Source organism: Spirosoma validum, assembly GCF_014699035.1.
In the GTDB taxonomy this organism is placed as follows: domain Bacteria; phylum Bacteroidota; class Bacteroidia; order Cytophagales; family Spirosomataceae; genus Spirosoma; species Spirosoma validum.
Genome location: NZ_JACXAA010000006.1, coordinates 283,552 through 298,156 on the forward strand (window position 1 = coordinate 283,552; position 14,605 = coordinate 298,156).

Annotated in this window: 17 protein-coding genes; 6 read left to right on the top strand and 11 right to left on the bottom strand. The window is 45.7% G+C overall.

The annotated features are described in order from the left end of the window. Window positions 1-26: 26 nt before the first annotated feature. Window positions 27-467, bottom strand: a complete 441-nt coding sequence (locus IC230_RS17915) for a hypothetical protein (protein ID WP_191040409.1) — start codon at window positions 465-467, stop codon at window positions 27-29. 161 nt (window positions 468-628) lie between these two features. Between IC230_RS17915 and IC230_RS17920 the strand changes: the two genes are divergently transcribed. From IC230_RS17920 to IC230_RS17930, 3 genes are read left to right on the top strand one after another with little or no spacing between them, the layout of a single operon-like run. After that, window positions 629-1,219, top strand: coding sequence for an RNA polymerase sigma factor (locus IC230_RS17920; protein WP_191040551.1), 591 nt, complete (start codon window positions 629-631; stop codon window positions 1,217-1,219). 58 nt (window positions 1,220-1,277) lie between these two features. Next, window positions 1,278-1,916, top strand: coding sequence for a hypothetical protein (locus tag IC230_RS17925; protein ID WP_191040410.1), 639 nt, complete (start codon window positions 1,278-1,280; stop codon window positions 1,914-1,916). Next, window positions 1,897-2,949, top strand: a complete 1,053-nt coding sequence (locus IC230_RS17930; RefSeq protein ID WP_191040411.1) for a DUF4097 family beta strand repeat-containing protein — start codon at window positions 1,897-1,899, stop codon at window positions 2,947-2,949. The genes IC230_RS17925 and IC230_RS17930 overlap by 20 nt, the downstream gene beginning before the upstream one ends. 31 nt (window positions 2,950-2,980) lie before the next feature. Here IC230_RS17930 and IC230_RS17935 read toward each other — a convergent pair whose 3' ends face one another. Further along, window positions 2,981-3,475, bottom strand: a complete 495-nt coding sequence (locus IC230_RS17935) for a cupin domain-containing protein (RefSeq protein WP_191040412.1) — start codon at window positions 3,473-3,475, stop codon at window positions 2,981-2,983. Between the two features lie 90 nt (window positions 3,476-3,565). Beyond that, window positions 3,566-4,330, bottom strand: coding sequence for a triose-phosphate isomerase (gene tpiA / locus IC230_RS17940; protein WP_191040413.1), 765 nt, complete (start codon window positions 4,328-4,330; stop codon window positions 3,566-3,568). A gap of 250 nt (window positions 4,331-4,580) precedes the next feature. Between tpiA and IC230_RS17945 the strand changes: the two genes are divergently transcribed. After that, window positions 4,581-5,843 (top strand): aspartyl protease family protein, encoded by a 1,263-nt coding sequence (locus IC230_RS17945; RefSeq protein ID WP_191040414.1) that lies wholly within the window; start codon window positions 4,581-4,583, stop codon window positions 5,841-5,843. Between the two features lie 8 nt (window positions 5,844-5,851). Here the strand turns inward: IC230_RS17945 and IC230_RS17950 are convergent, their stop codons facing one another. Together IC230_RS17950 and IC230_RS17955 are read right to left on the bottom strand one after the other, a co-directional pair. Next, window positions 5,852-6,889 carry a sensor histidine kinase gene (locus IC230_RS17950; protein ID WP_191040415.1) on the bottom strand — a complete coding sequence of 346 codons (1,038 nt, stop codon included), beginning with the start codon at window positions 6,887-6,889 and terminating at the stop codon, window positions 5,852-5,854. 120 nt (window positions 6,890-7,009) lie between these two features. After that, window positions 7,010-7,717, bottom strand: a complete 708-nt coding sequence (locus IC230_RS17955) for a response regulator transcription factor (protein ID WP_191040416.1) — start codon at window positions 7,715-7,717, stop codon at window positions 7,010-7,012. 291 nt (window positions 7,718-8,008) lie between these two features. Between IC230_RS17955 and IC230_RS17960 the strand changes: the two genes are divergently transcribed. Further along, window positions 8,009-9,160 (top strand): AI-2E family transporter, encoded by a 1,152-nt coding sequence (locus IC230_RS17960; protein ID WP_191040417.1) that lies wholly within the window; start codon window positions 8,009-8,011, stop codon window positions 9,158-9,160. A gap of 63 nt (window positions 9,161-9,223) precedes the next feature. Here IC230_RS17960 and IC230_RS17965 read toward each other — a convergent pair whose 3' ends face one another. The 6 genes from IC230_RS17965 to IC230_RS17990 all read right to left on the bottom strand — a co-directional run bounded on the left by IC230_RS17965 (window position 9,224) and on the right by IC230_RS17990 (window position 13,615). After that, on the bottom strand, window positions 9,224-9,853 hold the full coding sequence (locus IC230_RS17965) for an LON peptidase substrate-binding domain-containing protein (RefSeq protein WP_191040418.1): 630 nt from the start codon (window positions 9,851-9,853) through the stop codon (window positions 9,224-9,226). 22 nt (window positions 9,854-9,875) lie between these two features. Continuing rightward, entirely contained in the window at window positions 9,876-10,661 is a 786-nt protein-coding gene (locus IC230_RS17970) for a cysteine hydrolase family protein (protein WP_191040419.1), read from the bottom strand. Between the two features lie 76 nt (window positions 10,662-10,737). Continuing rightward, entirely contained in the window at window positions 10,738-11,532 is a 795-nt protein-coding gene (locus IC230_RS17975; RefSeq protein ID WP_191040420.1) for a hypothetical protein, read from the bottom strand. Window positions 11,533-11,559: 27 nt separating this feature from the next. Beyond that, window positions 11,560-12,459, bottom strand: coding sequence for a DUF4097 family beta strand repeat-containing protein (locus IC230_RS17980; protein WP_191040421.1), 900 nt, complete (start codon window positions 12,457-12,459; stop codon window positions 11,560-11,562). Further along, entirely contained in the window at window positions 12,456-13,088 is a 633-nt protein-coding gene (locus IC230_RS17985) for a hypothetical protein (RefSeq protein ID WP_191040422.1), read from the bottom strand. Before IC230_RS17985 ends, IC230_RS17980 begins: the two co-directional genes overlap by 4 nt. Continuing rightward, window positions 13,085-13,615 (bottom strand): RNA polymerase sigma factor, encoded by a 531-nt coding sequence (locus IC230_RS17990; protein ID WP_191040423.1) that lies wholly within the window; start codon window positions 13,613-13,615, stop codon window positions 13,085-13,087. Before IC230_RS17990 ends, IC230_RS17985 begins: the two co-directional genes overlap by 4 nt. A 135-nt stretch (window positions 13,616-13,750) precedes the next feature. Here IC230_RS17990 and prmA point away from each other — a divergent pair, with 135 nt between their 5' ends. Beyond that, a complete protein-coding gene (gene prmA / locus IC230_RS17995) occupies window positions 13,751-14,581 on the top strand; it encodes a 50S ribosomal protein L11 methyltransferase (protein WP_191040424.1) in 831 nt (276 codons plus the stop codon). Window positions 14,582-14,605 lie beyond the last annotated feature (24 nt).

Consider the following 14,605-nt stretch of genomic DNA (forward strand, 5'->3'; position numbering starts at 1 on the left):
CAGCGGCCTTAATCAGGAGAGAACACCTACAGAAAAACACCCAGATCAATACCCATAAGCTCCGAAATCGACGAATTTGTAGCAGCGCCACCGTCGCCTTTCCGGTAACGAAACCACTCATGGGTTTTATAATTATAGACAAACCCTTCCAGAATTCCGTAGTCATCTTCGTCAATCAGTCGGATTACCTTACGGAGATCGCTATTAACACTACGGTTGTTGCTAACTTCAATGATAATCCGGGTCTGTTCGGCAGCTTCCTCAAAGAGTATTACATCGGGAACGGGGTAGCCAGGCCCTTCTGCCAAGGGTGTTTCAGGGAGGGGAATGAAGGGTAGGGTCTGTTTATGATAATATAAAATACCTAGTTCAACCGTTAGTTTGCTAATGACACGCTGATGATCAAAAGGCGAATTGGTGCCATCATCCTGCATAATGAACGGTGAGGAATATCTTACTTCATACATACCTTTATGCAATTAATTGATTGTCTAAGTTACAGAAAAACAGCGCATAAGCTAAGTTGCGACAAGAAACGCACACTTTTTCTAAATTATTGTGCAACATTCTCATTTTTCCTGCATCTTTCTTCTAATTAACAACCTAAACACCATTGAGTCTGAACCTGTTGGAAACGAACCGAAATCGCAACGGCGAACCGACCGGACCGCTATATCCAGACCGACATGCTGACCTGGTCAAACGCTGCCAACAGGGTGAGCGACGGGCCCAGTATGACCTCTATCAGCAGTACGTTAAGGCGATGTATAACGTATGCCTGCGGATTGTGAACCACGAGGCTGAAGCGGAGGATGTGTTGCAGGAAGCATTTATTGATGCCTTTAGTCATATCAACTCGTTTCGGGGACAGAGTACGTTTGGCGCGTGGTTAAAGCAGATAGTTGTGAATCGGGCGATCAACCATCTGCGTAGTCGACGGTTGGAGTTGGTCGATATGGAATCGCGCCGATTTGGTGAAGATGACGGACCCGACCTAGCCAATCCAGAACCTTACGACGAAGACGGTGTTCAGCTAGAGGTTGATCGTGTTAAGCGAGCTATGCAACTGTTGCCCGAAGGATACCGAGTTGTGCTATCGCTTTATTTGTTTGAGGGGTATGATCATGAAGAAATCGGCAACGTATTGAATATCAGCGAAACAACATCTAGAACACAATATTTGCGAGGTAAGAAACGCTTACTTGAATTATTAAACTAATTGTGAATGGGAAGATCAATGCTACTGTAAACAAGCATTACGTTTTCGCTCATTAGCTATGAAAAATAATCTTGAACGATTTGTACGGGATAACCGAGAGGACTTTGACGACAAAGAACCATCGGCCAAACTATGGCAAAAAATAGAAGCCGGTCTGGATAAAACCAGTTTAGATCGAACGGGCTTAGACAACCCAGGCTTAAATAGGCAGGAACCTAACAAAACCTCCCCGTTTCAGCAGATTCATAGAAATCATTCGCAATCGAGTGGTCGGCAGATTGGTTGGCCGTTCCTCGACTGGCGCGTGGCGGCTTCGATTGCCGTACTCTTACTGCTGGGCGGTTTTCTATACATGAACCAACAGTATGGCGTGACGAAACAGCCCGAAGTAGTGGCAGCTAATCCGACATACGCAAAGGAAGTGGTGCAGTACACCCGGTTAATTGATACCAAACGTACTGAGTTGAAGCAAATGACTGAAGACAACCCGGAGCTATATCAGGAATTTGCTACCGATCTGGACCGACTTGAAAATTCATACAAGTCGCTAAAGGCGGATTTACCCAAAAACCCGAATCAGGAAGTCTTGATTCAGGCAATGATTCAGAATCTGCAATTGCAGATTAACCTGCTTAATGAACAGTTGCGCGTTATCGAGCGCATTAAACAACAAACCCATGAAAGTACTCCTGTATAGCGTATTGCTTTGTCTTTGCCCGTTGCTCACCAGGGCTGAGGATCCGATTGGCTTTGGCGCAATTGAGAAGAGAAAAACCATCATCAAGCTATTTGATGTGGATAGTAAAGACAACCTGGTCGTCGATAATCAATTTGGCCAGGTGAATGTAGGGCTGTGGGACAAAAAAGAAATCCGTATTCAGATTACCATTGTGGCGAATTCGGATTCCGACGAGCGTGTACAGAAATTTCTGGATGCGGTCACCATCGAAGAGAAACGTACTGGTGATCAGATTTTGGTTAAGACGCATTTCGGCCAAAGCAGTGTTTCAAATTTGAGTCTTGGGAGGTGGAAAGAGGGCGGTGAGCGGAACTACGTTAAAATCAATTACGAGGTAATGATGCCAAGGCAAAATGCCTTGACAGTACGCAATCGATTTGGGAATACGAGCATTCCAGCTTTCCAGGCGCCCCTTACGGTTCATAACCGGTATGGCAACTTCAGCGCGGAAGATCTTACAGGACGCCATAATGACATTGATGTGGCTTATGGGAAAGCAAACATCGGAAACATTGATCAGGGAAAGTTAGAGGTAGCTTACGGAAATCTTGAGCTATCAAGTGCCAAGGTGCTAACGCTGATTAATAAGTTCGGCAAGATGACCATCGGCGATGTTGGTAAATTAGACGCTGATATCAATTATTCGGGCGCCAAGATTGGGACTCTGCGCGAATCCGGAAAAATCAAGCTCGATTTCTCAGGTGGATTCCGAATTGATCAACTGCCAAAAACAGCTGACAATGTAGACATTCAGGCTTCATACTCATCAATCGCTTTACCTATGTCTAGCGATAGTGACTGTGACTTCGACGTAACCGTTAGCTACGGCAACTTTAATTACGGATCTGGCTCAACGATGCACTTCAAAAGCCAGCCCAGTGATGATAATCGTCGTGGCCCAAAACTGATCAAGCAATACGTTGGCAAGGTTGGCAATGGCTCAGGCACTAAGGTCCGGGTCGTAGCGAAGTTTGGAAACGTGAATTTTTAATAGCTTGAACCGCTCCAGGCCGCTGGAGCAGTTATGTCAGCATCTCGATCACCTCTTTGTGCTGCGGAAACTGAGCCAGCAACGTTTGGCGGTCAGCCATTTCGAAATCAGCGAAATCGAAGCCGGGAGCTACGGTGCAGCCAACCAAAGAAAAATCGGTTCCCACTGCTGGTTTTGAACCAAACCAGTATCCAGCCGGGACGACTGCCTGAAAAACCTCACCTTGCTGGAGATTGCTTCCTAGTTTAATGACGGTTAAATCACCAGCTGGCGAAATCGCGAAAACTTCCAGCGGACCACCGGCATAAAAATGCCAGACTTCGTCAGCCTGAATGCGGTGTAAAGCGGAAATGTGATGGCTTTCGAGCAGGAAATAAATCGCTGTGCTGAATGCCCGATCACCGCTGAAGCGATTTGGTAAAGCGGAATGAGAAATGGTTTCTCCTGACCGATACGTTTCGGCAAAGTATCCGCCCTCGGGATGAGGCTGCATAGCAAGCGCCTGAACGTAATATGTGGCAGTCATAAAGGTGAATGAGCGTAAAGTTAGAAGAGCGAAAGAAGCGAATCGACGTCGTGCCGACTTTCATTCTTTCGCTTTTCCAGCATTTAACATTTACTGAGCCGCCTTCACTACAGTAAGGAAATCGCGCGATTTGAGCGAGGCTCCACCAATGAGCCCTCCATCTACATCCGTTTGGGCGAAGAGCTCGGCGGCATTCTGGGCATTAGCACTGCCACCGTATAGAATTGTGGTATCCTGGGCTACAGAATCGCCATACTGATCCGCAATGTGGCGACGTAGTTCAAAATGCATATCCTGCGCCTGTGCGGACGAGGCTGTCAACCCTGTACCAATCGCCCAAATGGGTTCATACGCGATGACTACGTTCGCAAATGATTCGGCAGAAAGATGGAACAGGCTGTCTGTGATCTGATCCTTAACAAAAGCGACGTAATCGCCGTTTTCGCGCAAGTCACGCGATTCACCGCAGCAGAAGATGGGTTTTAGTCCACTGGCGAGCGCAACGTTAACTTTTTCGGCCAATTGCGCACTGGTTTCATCGAAATACTGACGACGTTCGCTATGACCAAGAATCACATACTCAACCCCAATTGACTGTAACATCGGTGCCGAAATTTCACCCGTATACGCACCCGATTCTTTTTCATGGCAGTTCTGCGCACCCAGCGAAACCTTACCACCGGGTGTAACATACTGGCGGGCTGTAGCCAAGTATAGCGCGGGCGGGCATAACACGACCTCGACATTCCCTGTCACTTCGTCCTTAACCATATTAACTACTTCCGACAGAAGTGCTTTCGCTTCGTCGGCCGTTTTATTCATTTTCCAGTTACCGGCAACAATTTTCTTACGCATAACGACTTGATAATTGGGTGAAAATCAGGTTTTAAAATAAAAATCGTGAAAATTTTTATTCGTTTTTCCAGGGCGAAATTAGAACATTTAGCATGAACCCGTTACCTGCCTAGTACTAAATTTTGCAGGAGTGATCTTATGCAGTAATTGGCATTCATTCGCTAAAAAACTAATTGTTAATTTATTGTGTTATTCGGATAAAAAATACGTAATTTCAGTGCTACAACTATAGGGGCAACAAATACAAATCATGAAAACGCTGGTATTAGTAATCGGGCTAATAGGCATCTGTCTGGTTGCACGGGGAGATGACGAACGGCGTACACCCGATAAAGACCGTTATGGTTTTTTTATCGCTGGTAATCGAACCTGGACACGGATTCCGTTCCAGCTCCATTCAAACCTTATCATCGTTCCCGTAAAAATCAACGATTCGGATACGTTGAATTTTATTCTGGATACTGGCGTCAGTAATACAATTATTACGGACCCAAGCGCTTTTCGAAAAAAATCGATGGTGCTAACTCGCAAAGTTAAACTTAATGGAGCCGGGGAAGGGAACAACCTGACAGCCTCTATCGCTATTAACAATACGCTGACGATGGGTGGCCTACGGGCAGCACACCATAACGTAGTGATTCTGGATGAAGACGTTCTTAAGCTATCTGAATACGTTGGTACACCGGTACATGGTATTTTCGGCTATGAGATCTTTGCCAATTTTGTCGTAAACGTTGATTTTCAACGTCGTGAGTTGATGATCATGCGGGCAGGCAAATACCGCTATCGTAAAGGAAAAGGAGATCGATACCCAATTACCATTCAGGATACTAAAGCTTACACAGACGCTTTATCCGTATTTGACGGGGAGAAAGTGATGCCATTGCGGGTGGTACTCGACACGGGGGCAGGTCACGCGCTATTACTCGACCGGTCACGTAGTACGGCCGCCATGCCACTTCCGGAGAAAAGTATCCGGGCGCAATTAGGCCGGGGGCTAAACGGGGTTATTAATGGTTGCCTCGGTCGTATTCAGAAAATCCGATTTGGCCGCTATGAATTAGATAATATTCTCGCATCCTTTCCCGATAGTATGGCTTATGGCATGAAGCTGGTCAATATGCCTGAACGTCAGGGTAACGTTGGCTGTGAGATATTACGTCGCTTTAACGTTACGTTCAATTATCCCGACCAGTACATCGTCATGAAGCCAATCAAACGGCTGATGCGCGAGAGCTTTGAACACGATATGAGCGGGATGGAGCTACGAGCCAGGGGAAGTGGATTCCGTAATTATTACGTCGATAAGATCGTTGAAGGTTCCCCAGCCGATATGGCCGGTTTAGTTGAGGGTGACGAAGTATTGTTCGTAAATAACAACTCGGCTAACGATCTGACAATAAGCGATATCTACAAGCTTTTACAGAAAGGTGAAGGAAAAGAAATATCGTTGCTGGTTCGACGAAAGGGCCAGATTGTACTCGCTACGTTTGCTCTAAAACGGTTGATTTAACGTCTATACTACGAATCTATCCGGTCCAGTTTAAATTTAAACGTAGTCCCTTTCTCGACTTTACTCATTACCGTAATTTTGGTTTTGTGAGCATTGAGGATGTGTTTCACAATGGCTAAACCCAGGCCGGTGCCTCCCCGATCTTTTGAACGGCTTTTCTCGACCCGATAGAGTCGCTCGAAAATCCGGCTTAAATGTTCAGGCGGAATCCCTGGTCCGTTGTCTCGAACGAAGACGAGAATGTGTTTTTTATCTTCTTCTAAACTGACGACCACCCGGCCATTTTCATTCCCATATTTTATTGCATTTTCAACTAAGTTGATCATTACCTGCTTGATACGTTGTGGATCAGCTTTCACCCAAACATTACCCGAGTATGGCGGCTTTAGTAACAGCGACGTACCTTTAGCGAGTGCTGATTTTTCCAGTTGCTCAAAAACCTCCTGAATAACCTGGATGAAATCGATGCGCTCAAAGCTCATCTTTACTTCCCCCATTTCCAACTGCGATAAGACCACCAGATCTTTCACCAACGCATCGAGACCATCGAGACTTTTGGCTGCTTTGGACAAGAATTTATCACGTACCTGCTCATCATCAACAGCCCCATCAATAAGGGTGTGAATGAAGCCCTGAGCGGCAAAAATGGGCGTTTTCAGTTCGTGTGATACGTCGGCCAGAAACTCCCGCCGGAATTGCTCAAGCCGTTTTAATTCATCAATTTCCTTCTGCTTCTTAGCGACATACACGAAAATCTCATCGTTTAGCTTCTTGAACGGATTTGCATTCTGGATAATGGATTTCCTGGATATGCTGAAGTCGCGAATCTTAAGCTGATGAATGGTTTTATACATCTTGTTGACTTCACGGAATACGAGCAGTTCAATCGCGTAGTAAACCAGGAAAAAAGAAATAATAAATGAAGAAATGCCCACGACAAACAGCATAGCGTTTGTAACTCCTTCCACAAACGTCAGGAATACAAGCGTCAGCGCTGAAATAATACAGGCCAGCAAAAGCGCAATAACGCGGGGACTAAGGGACATGTAGCAAAGATAAAAAGAGTGAATGAACGATCCGCTGCAGTGAGGAAGGGCGAATTGTTAACATACGTGTTACTCGCTCTTTCTCCGCTACAGCGGACCGTTCATTCACTCTGACACTCTTTATTCTGGCTGATCAGTAAACATATATCCTACACCTTTCAGGGTTCGGATGTGGGCATCACCAATTTTTTCGCGGAGCTTGCGAATGTGCACATCAACGGTACGTTCGAGTACGTAAATATCGGCACCCCATATTTTCTGAAGCAGCTCTTCACGACTGCATACTTTGTTGGGATGCTGTGCCAGAAAAAACAGTAATTCAAATTCTTTCTTTGGTAAGATCACTGATTTATCATTTTGACTAACCGAATAATTTTTTCGATTAATCAGCAGATCAGCAATCGCAATTTGCTCACCAGGATCGGCTTTTTGGGCTTCGCGCCGGAATAAGGCGTTGATACGGCTCATTAACGCACGAGGTTTGATCGGTTTGGTAATATAGTCGTCAGCACCAATGTCAAAAGCGGCCACTTCAGAATATTCTTCCGACCGGGCAGTTAGGTAAATGATGTATGATTGACGTAGTTCGGCAATATCCCGCAGTTGCCGCCCCGTCTCGATACCATCCATCTGTGGCATCATAATATCGAGCAGAACCAGTTCAGGTAAATACACCTTTGCTACTTCGATGGCTTTTCGACCATCCGTAGCTGTTTGAACCTCATAGCCTTCTTTAACGAGGTTATATTCGAGCATCTCAACGATGTCGATGTCGTCATCCACGACTAATACTCGGTGTTTGGATTGAGCAGCTTTAGCAGCACTCATAGGTGAAAAAGTTGGTGAGAATGACTGTTCTATAGGTAGATTTCCACAGATTGAGTACCCGAAGGTACGGGGCTTATCTACAACGTTATCAACCTGCAATGCATACTTAACAAAAACTTAACAGCACATCCATGGATTCAGTCCAGCATTTCGGAATTGAAAATTAATCTATTAATTCCCACTTAAGAATTCTGCTGCTCAAAACAAAGGTACTGATAGATGGTTCGCTACGTAGGCAATGTGCCAGCGACTAACAAACGACGAAGGACGCCATTGCCTTTATACACGATCATGAATATTCGCCTTCGGGAAATTGAACTTCCATCCTACGCCAGACTGTCCTGCGTACTGCTTTCATTAGTTATTGTTATTTATGGACTCCACGTATTGGCAGGCTTGTTAATTCCATTGGTTTTTGCTATTCTATTTGCTGTCTTGCTCTTTCCGCTAGTGCAGCGACTCGAAAACTGGCATGTACCGCGCATACTCGCGATCGTGATTTGTTTATTGTTGGCACTGGCATTCCTAACGGGTTTGTTCTATGCTGTTTCAGTTCAGATCAGCAGTTTTTCGGAAGTTGTTCCCCAATTTGTCAAGCGTGCGAACGAGTACATCAACAGCATACGAACGTTTGCCGATGAGCAGCTGAATATTGATCGCCAGCGGCAGGTTGCTGAAATCAAAAAATATCTGAACCAGGCTCTTGCCGAAGGGGGAACGATCGTAACGACGACTTTACTGGCCACGACCAGTATTCTTACCAATCTCTTTCTGGTGTTGCTGTTTGCGTTTTTCTTTCTACTCTACCGTGATTTCTTCCGGTCGTTTTTCTACAAGGCTTTCAATGATGTTCGCCGGTCAGATATTGACAGCGTCATGGCTGGAATCTATGAAGTTGTGAAAGATTATCTCGCAGGGTTAGTGCTGGTAATTCTTATCATCGGTACGTTAATGACGGTTGGGTTACTCATTCTTGGGGTCGACTATGCCGTATTCTTTGGCTTTTTCGGCGCGTGCCTGGTGTTAATTCCTTATTTTGGCATATCGCTCGGTTCACTGCTCCCGGCAGCCTATACGCTGGTTACACAGGATAATCCCTTTAAAGCGTTAGGTGTAATCGGTGTTTTTCTTTTCGTACAAGCTCTGGAAGGCAATTTTATTACCCCTTATATTGTTGGCTCTAAAGTAAGTATCAACCCGCTGGCTGCTATTATTGTGCTGATCCTCTGGGAAAATGTTTGGGGGTTGCCTGGTCTGGTGCTGGCCTTACCACTCACTGCCATTCTAAAAGTGATTTTCGACGCAGTCGACTCCCTCAAACCCTACGGCTTCCTGATTGGCGAAGCAGAAAAACCCCGTCCACCCATAAGAAATCTACAGGATTTAGCAGAACAACTTCCGAAACGGGTAAAAAAAGTGGGAAAAGTAGAGGAGAAAGAATAATAGTTAACGAGAGAATGATAAATACCTAAACAGGTTGTGTATCAGCTATCCACTCATCAATTATTAAAAATTCAGTGGGTCGAGGTTTTTAAAATGACCATTCATCCGGATACGCTGTTTGGTGCGCTCCATGTCAGATACAACGGGCAGTACGTTGTTGAGGTGCTGAATCAGGAAAAGTTGTCGTTCAGCTTCGGTTTCGAGCGTAAGCAAATCGTATTCCTGCTCAACGGAAAGCCCGACTTTATGCGCAACTTTATAGGAAAGATTTTCAGTGGTCGCTACGTAGTCGATTTCGATCTGTAGTAAGTTGTAGAGTCGTTCGAGCCGTTCAGTTAGAGCTACTGCATGTGCACTGAACCCGTCGGCCAGTTCAATCAACTCGACCTCTCCCCCTGCGTAGAGCTTGCCCGGCACTGGGTTTTCGAAATTCACTAACCGAAATACCGTCAATCCCTTCGATTTAATGTCCATACGACCGTCGGGATAGCGCTTATGCAGTGTTGTTACGTGCATCTCGGTACCGTAGCCTGGCAATTTGTTATTGATAAACGCCGGAATCCCAAATGTTTTTTCTTCCTCCAGACATTCGTTGATAAGTTGTCGATAGCGCGGCTCGAAAATATGCAGGTTCAGATCCTCGCCGGGATAAACAATCAGGTTGAGCGGAAATAAGGATAACGTCTTCTCCATAACGCGGAAAAGGTACGGGTTTTTACCGGAAAATGGCGTCTGATTTGACAAAACGAACCTTTCGGGCTTTCGCTTCGGCATAGATTGGGCCGGCCAGATAGCCTAGTCCCGTTACGTCCGACATACAATCTGTTACGACTACGATTCTAGGAACTAAGCTCGGAGCAAAGTCCAGAATCTGTTTGAGGCTATTTGCTACACAGTGCGATTTAGCTTCACCCATCAGGTAAATCGTATCGAAACGCTCTAAGTCAGTCAGTAACGACGTATTGAGTTGCGTTTCGGGAACATCCGGATCGGGTACCTGCGCTCGAAAAATTCCGAAATGTTCCGATAGCGGATACAGGCCTTTTTGCACCGCTACGTAGTCAAGATCGCGTATACGTGACCAGTCTTTAAGTGCGCGGAGTAACGTATCGTGCAGCGCTGCCCCACGAGAGCCGATCAGGCAATGTTCAGGCCAAATGAAATGAGTGAACTGGCCATCGGCCTCAAGGTCATGAACGTATTTTCTGGCTTTTTCGGCTAAAAAACGGGGTATCCAGCGACCAGTATCTACATTGGTTGCTGTGATTTTTGTGAAAGGTTTCGGATGGTTACCCGATTCATCGTGCCAGAATAATGGATGGGCAATGTCTAAAACATGGTGCGTATCCAGGGTTACGACGATGTGATCAATCTGGTCTGCGTGCGTTCTAATAAGCGCTGCGATGCGTTCAACATCCTGTTCCGCTCCGGGTACAAACAATGAACCTTCAGGATGACAGAAATCAAATTGAGCATCAATGATCAGAAAAGCGTTTTTCATATCACAAAGCGTAATTAGGGTGGCTAAGTTAGCGGCAATTACGCTTCAAATGAAAAGCTAATTGGTTAATGTAGAATTACCAGCCGAGCCCAATAATCGCACTGACTCGCAGTGTTAGTTGGGTTCGGGAACTGTTGTTACTGTTATAAGCTCTGTTCGAATCGAAAAGTGTTAGTTCTGGACCAACGTTCAGATCAATATAACCCCGACGGCCTAAACGTTGCTGAATACCCCATTGAATAGAGAGCGAGGGCGTGTTAAGTGTACCTAAAGGGGATGCTTCCGCTTCTGTGCGAGTGTCCCCTGACACTAATTCATATTGGCGTCTTTTTAAGTAGCTTAATACGGGCCTCCGCACCTGAAACGCTACGTAAGTTCCTGAAAAATTATTGGCGGATTTACCTTCTTTAATTCTTCTGGCCATGCTGTAATAGTATCGGACGGCAACTTTGGCAGAAGAACTTAACGAAAGCGTATGATCTGTCAACCATAACGGACCTGGTCCGGGAGAAATCCGACTGAATGCCTCCCGTCGATAGTAGTTGGCAAACACCTGATTATCAAAACCAAACAGAACAGAAAACGATGGGTTTATTTTCCGCTCAATGCTTATATCCGTGTTAAGACCTCCTGTAAACAATCCTCCTGTTTGTGTAAAGGGATTAGAATTAGGCAGACCACCAATTTTTATAAGCGTTTTCTCCTCTACATTGGCGCGGGTAATGTAGCGGATCACCCGCTGGATTTCACTTCGTGATATGGCTTCGTCCTCGGTTTGATATTCAGTACGTACCGAATCGGTCTGTGTCTGAGCATACACAGACCCTCCTGTCAAACAGGCCACTAGTGAATAAATAGTTATCAATTTCATATGCGTTGACTCGTAAAAATGGGTTAGTTAATTGGTAACCAGTGGCTTTTCTCCCTGAATGGTCACGTTACCGTAGCTGTTCTGTATTCTGACTTCGGATTTACGATCCAGAGGCTGGTAGGTGAAGGTTCGTTTGTTTCCAGATTTGCTTACTTGGGGCATTAACGTTTCCGGCAGATTGATATCTGCATACGACGTAACAACATCGAATCGAAAATCAGACAGGCGTCTGGTCGTAACTAAAATTTCCGAGCGAGCGGCATCCACTTTCAGTATTTTGAGAGACGTAGCCGGTAAAAGAGTCAAATTACCGTAATGGCTCTGTATGTCGACCGTACCACTAAGATCCTGTAGGATAACGTCTGCTTTTTCGGTTTTGGCGATTAACGTAGCGTCCAGATTTCGACCGTCGATATCACCGTAAGTGGATTGGATAGCTAGTTTCCCCCTAATATCCGTTAGCGTGAGTTTACCAAACTCAAACGTTACGTTGATAGTACCAGAAAGAGCATTGAGCCGAATATCACCAAACGAATTGGTAAGCGCCATCAGAGCTTTAGCGGGCATATTAATTTCGTAAACAGCCTTTAATTGGCTCTGTAGTTTGCCAGCTCGTTGTGGAATAATAAAGCGGTTTGATAACTCAATTTGACCGTTTTCATTTTGCAGAACGTATTGATGATAAGCTACTTCCCGCTCAGCAACGGCTCGGTCGGGATGCTTGGCGATTAATCGGAGCTTAACCACAACTGTTGATTGTCCCCAACCTTTTAGCGTTACGTCTGCTTTCTGAGCATTTAATTGAATAAGCTGACCATCTGTGTATGGTAACGATTTTTCAATAACCTTCGTGACAACCTGCACGGACGTTTGTGAGCGGCCTAACAATGGTACCCACACGAATAAACTTATTAACAGTGATTTCATGAGCGAAGGAGGGTAATTAGTTCTTTCAGGACTTCAGCCCTCTGGTTTTCAACTTTTACCTGAGCACGCACAAAGACTGGATCATCGCCAAAAACCTGCCGCTCATGCACAATACGCTGCTGTTCCGTTTCCAACTCAGCCAATTGATTTCGGAGTTCATGTACCTCAGGTCGCTGACAAAGAGCCTGGTAGTCATCGCACTGACGATTTATGAACTCTTCGGCACGCTTGTCGGCAGGCGATTGACCAGTAGGTTCGATTGAGGGAGCAGGATCAGGGTTTGGCTGGGTTGCCTGCTCAACGGCATATTCAACACGTATCTGTTCATCTGTTTTCGGATTTAGATACAACCAAATCCCAACAAGTACTATGGCTGCCGCGGCTGTTAAGCCTGTCCATAACCAATGCGTTTGCGGCTTACTCCAGATTGGGCGAAGGGTGGGTTTATCAAGTTCCTGTTCAATTGTTGCCCAGATATCGGCTTTAGGTTCGTACGTGGGTAAATCATGGACAAGGCGACCGAACGATTCTACCGATGAGTCAGCATTTCGAGCTAAATCGGCGTCAATGCGTACCCATAAGTCTGGGTGCGGATCGTATTCGGGTAGCTGTGGAAGTGAGTGGTTCATGCTAGTCGTTGTCTCAGTAGTTTTTTGGCATAGCTCACCTGCGATTTCGAGGTACCTTCCGAAATGCCCAGCATGTCAGCTACTTCTTTGTGCATATAGCCTTCCACCTCAACCAGAAGAAAAATTGTGCGGGCACCGTCGGGGAGGGTTCGTATGGCGGCATCTAGTTCTTCACCCGTGAGCGTATCACGAAAAGGCACAGGTTCATCGTGAATAGCCTCATTAAGCTTTAAGTAACGACCTTCCAATTGTTGCTTTCGAATAGCCTGACGTACCACAATCGTCTTGATCCAGGCCCCCAGCGTCGAGCGAAATGCAAACTGGTTGAGATTTCGAAACACCTCCACAAAAGCATCCTGTAAGGCGTCGTTGGCGTGATCATAATCGTTAATAATTCGATAAGCCGTCGAAAACATAGCTCGCTTGTACCGTTCGAATAACACGCGTTGCGCAATACGATCATTCGCCCGACAACGGTCGACGAGGTCTCGTTCAGATATATCGGTTGGAATGGCCAAGCGGAACATGCTTTTAACGTTGCTTCTGCCTAAGGGGAACCATAGCAGCCAGAAGGTTGGAAAGGTATCGGGAAATAAATGAAAGATTGTTCCATAACAGATAGACACTCTCACCAACTACGTCCTTTTTCGTTACTTTACTCTATGAATTACATTGAACTCCAACTACACGTATCGCCCGATTACACCGATATTCTCACAGCCGAACTGGCCGAACTAGGCTACGAGTCGTTTGTTGAAACCGATGAGGGCCTGAATGCGTACGTTACAGAAACTGATTTTAATGAGGAAGCCGTACAGGAACTCCTTGATAAATACGACAGTCAGACCGCAATAGCCTATCAAGTCAGTTCGTTAGAAAAACGAAACTGGAACGCCGAGTGGGAGCGCGATTATGAGCCGATTGAAGTGGCGAGCCAAGTCCGGGTCCGGGCGTCCTTCCACAAAATGGACGCCCGGTTTCGTTACGACATCGTCATTAATCCGAAAATGTCGTTCGGCACGGGCCATCACGAAACCACAGCCATGATGCTGGAACAGCAGCTAAATCTTGATTTCGTAGAGAAAGCAGTACTTGATGTGGGCAGTGGGACGGGCATCCTGGCAATTCTGGCAGCCAAAATGGGAGCGGAGTCGGTTCTGGCGTTCGATATTGAAGAGTGGGCTGTTGAAAATGCCCACGAAAATGCCGAACTTAATGACTGCCCACAGATTACGGTGTTTCAGGGGACGATAAGTGAGGTTGATCCAGCAAATCGGTACCATGTCGTACTAGCCAATATAAACCGGAACGTACTGCTAGCCGAAATTCCAATATATACCAGCCTTCTAACCGAAAAAGGATATTTGGTTGTTAGTGGATTTTATGAACACGATGCGTCAGATATTCAGCAGAAATCCACTGAGTCGGGCCTAATTTTCGTTAACCATATGACGAATCGAGAGTGGACCTCGCTTATGTTTCAAAAGAATTAAACAGATAAAAATTTAACCACGGAG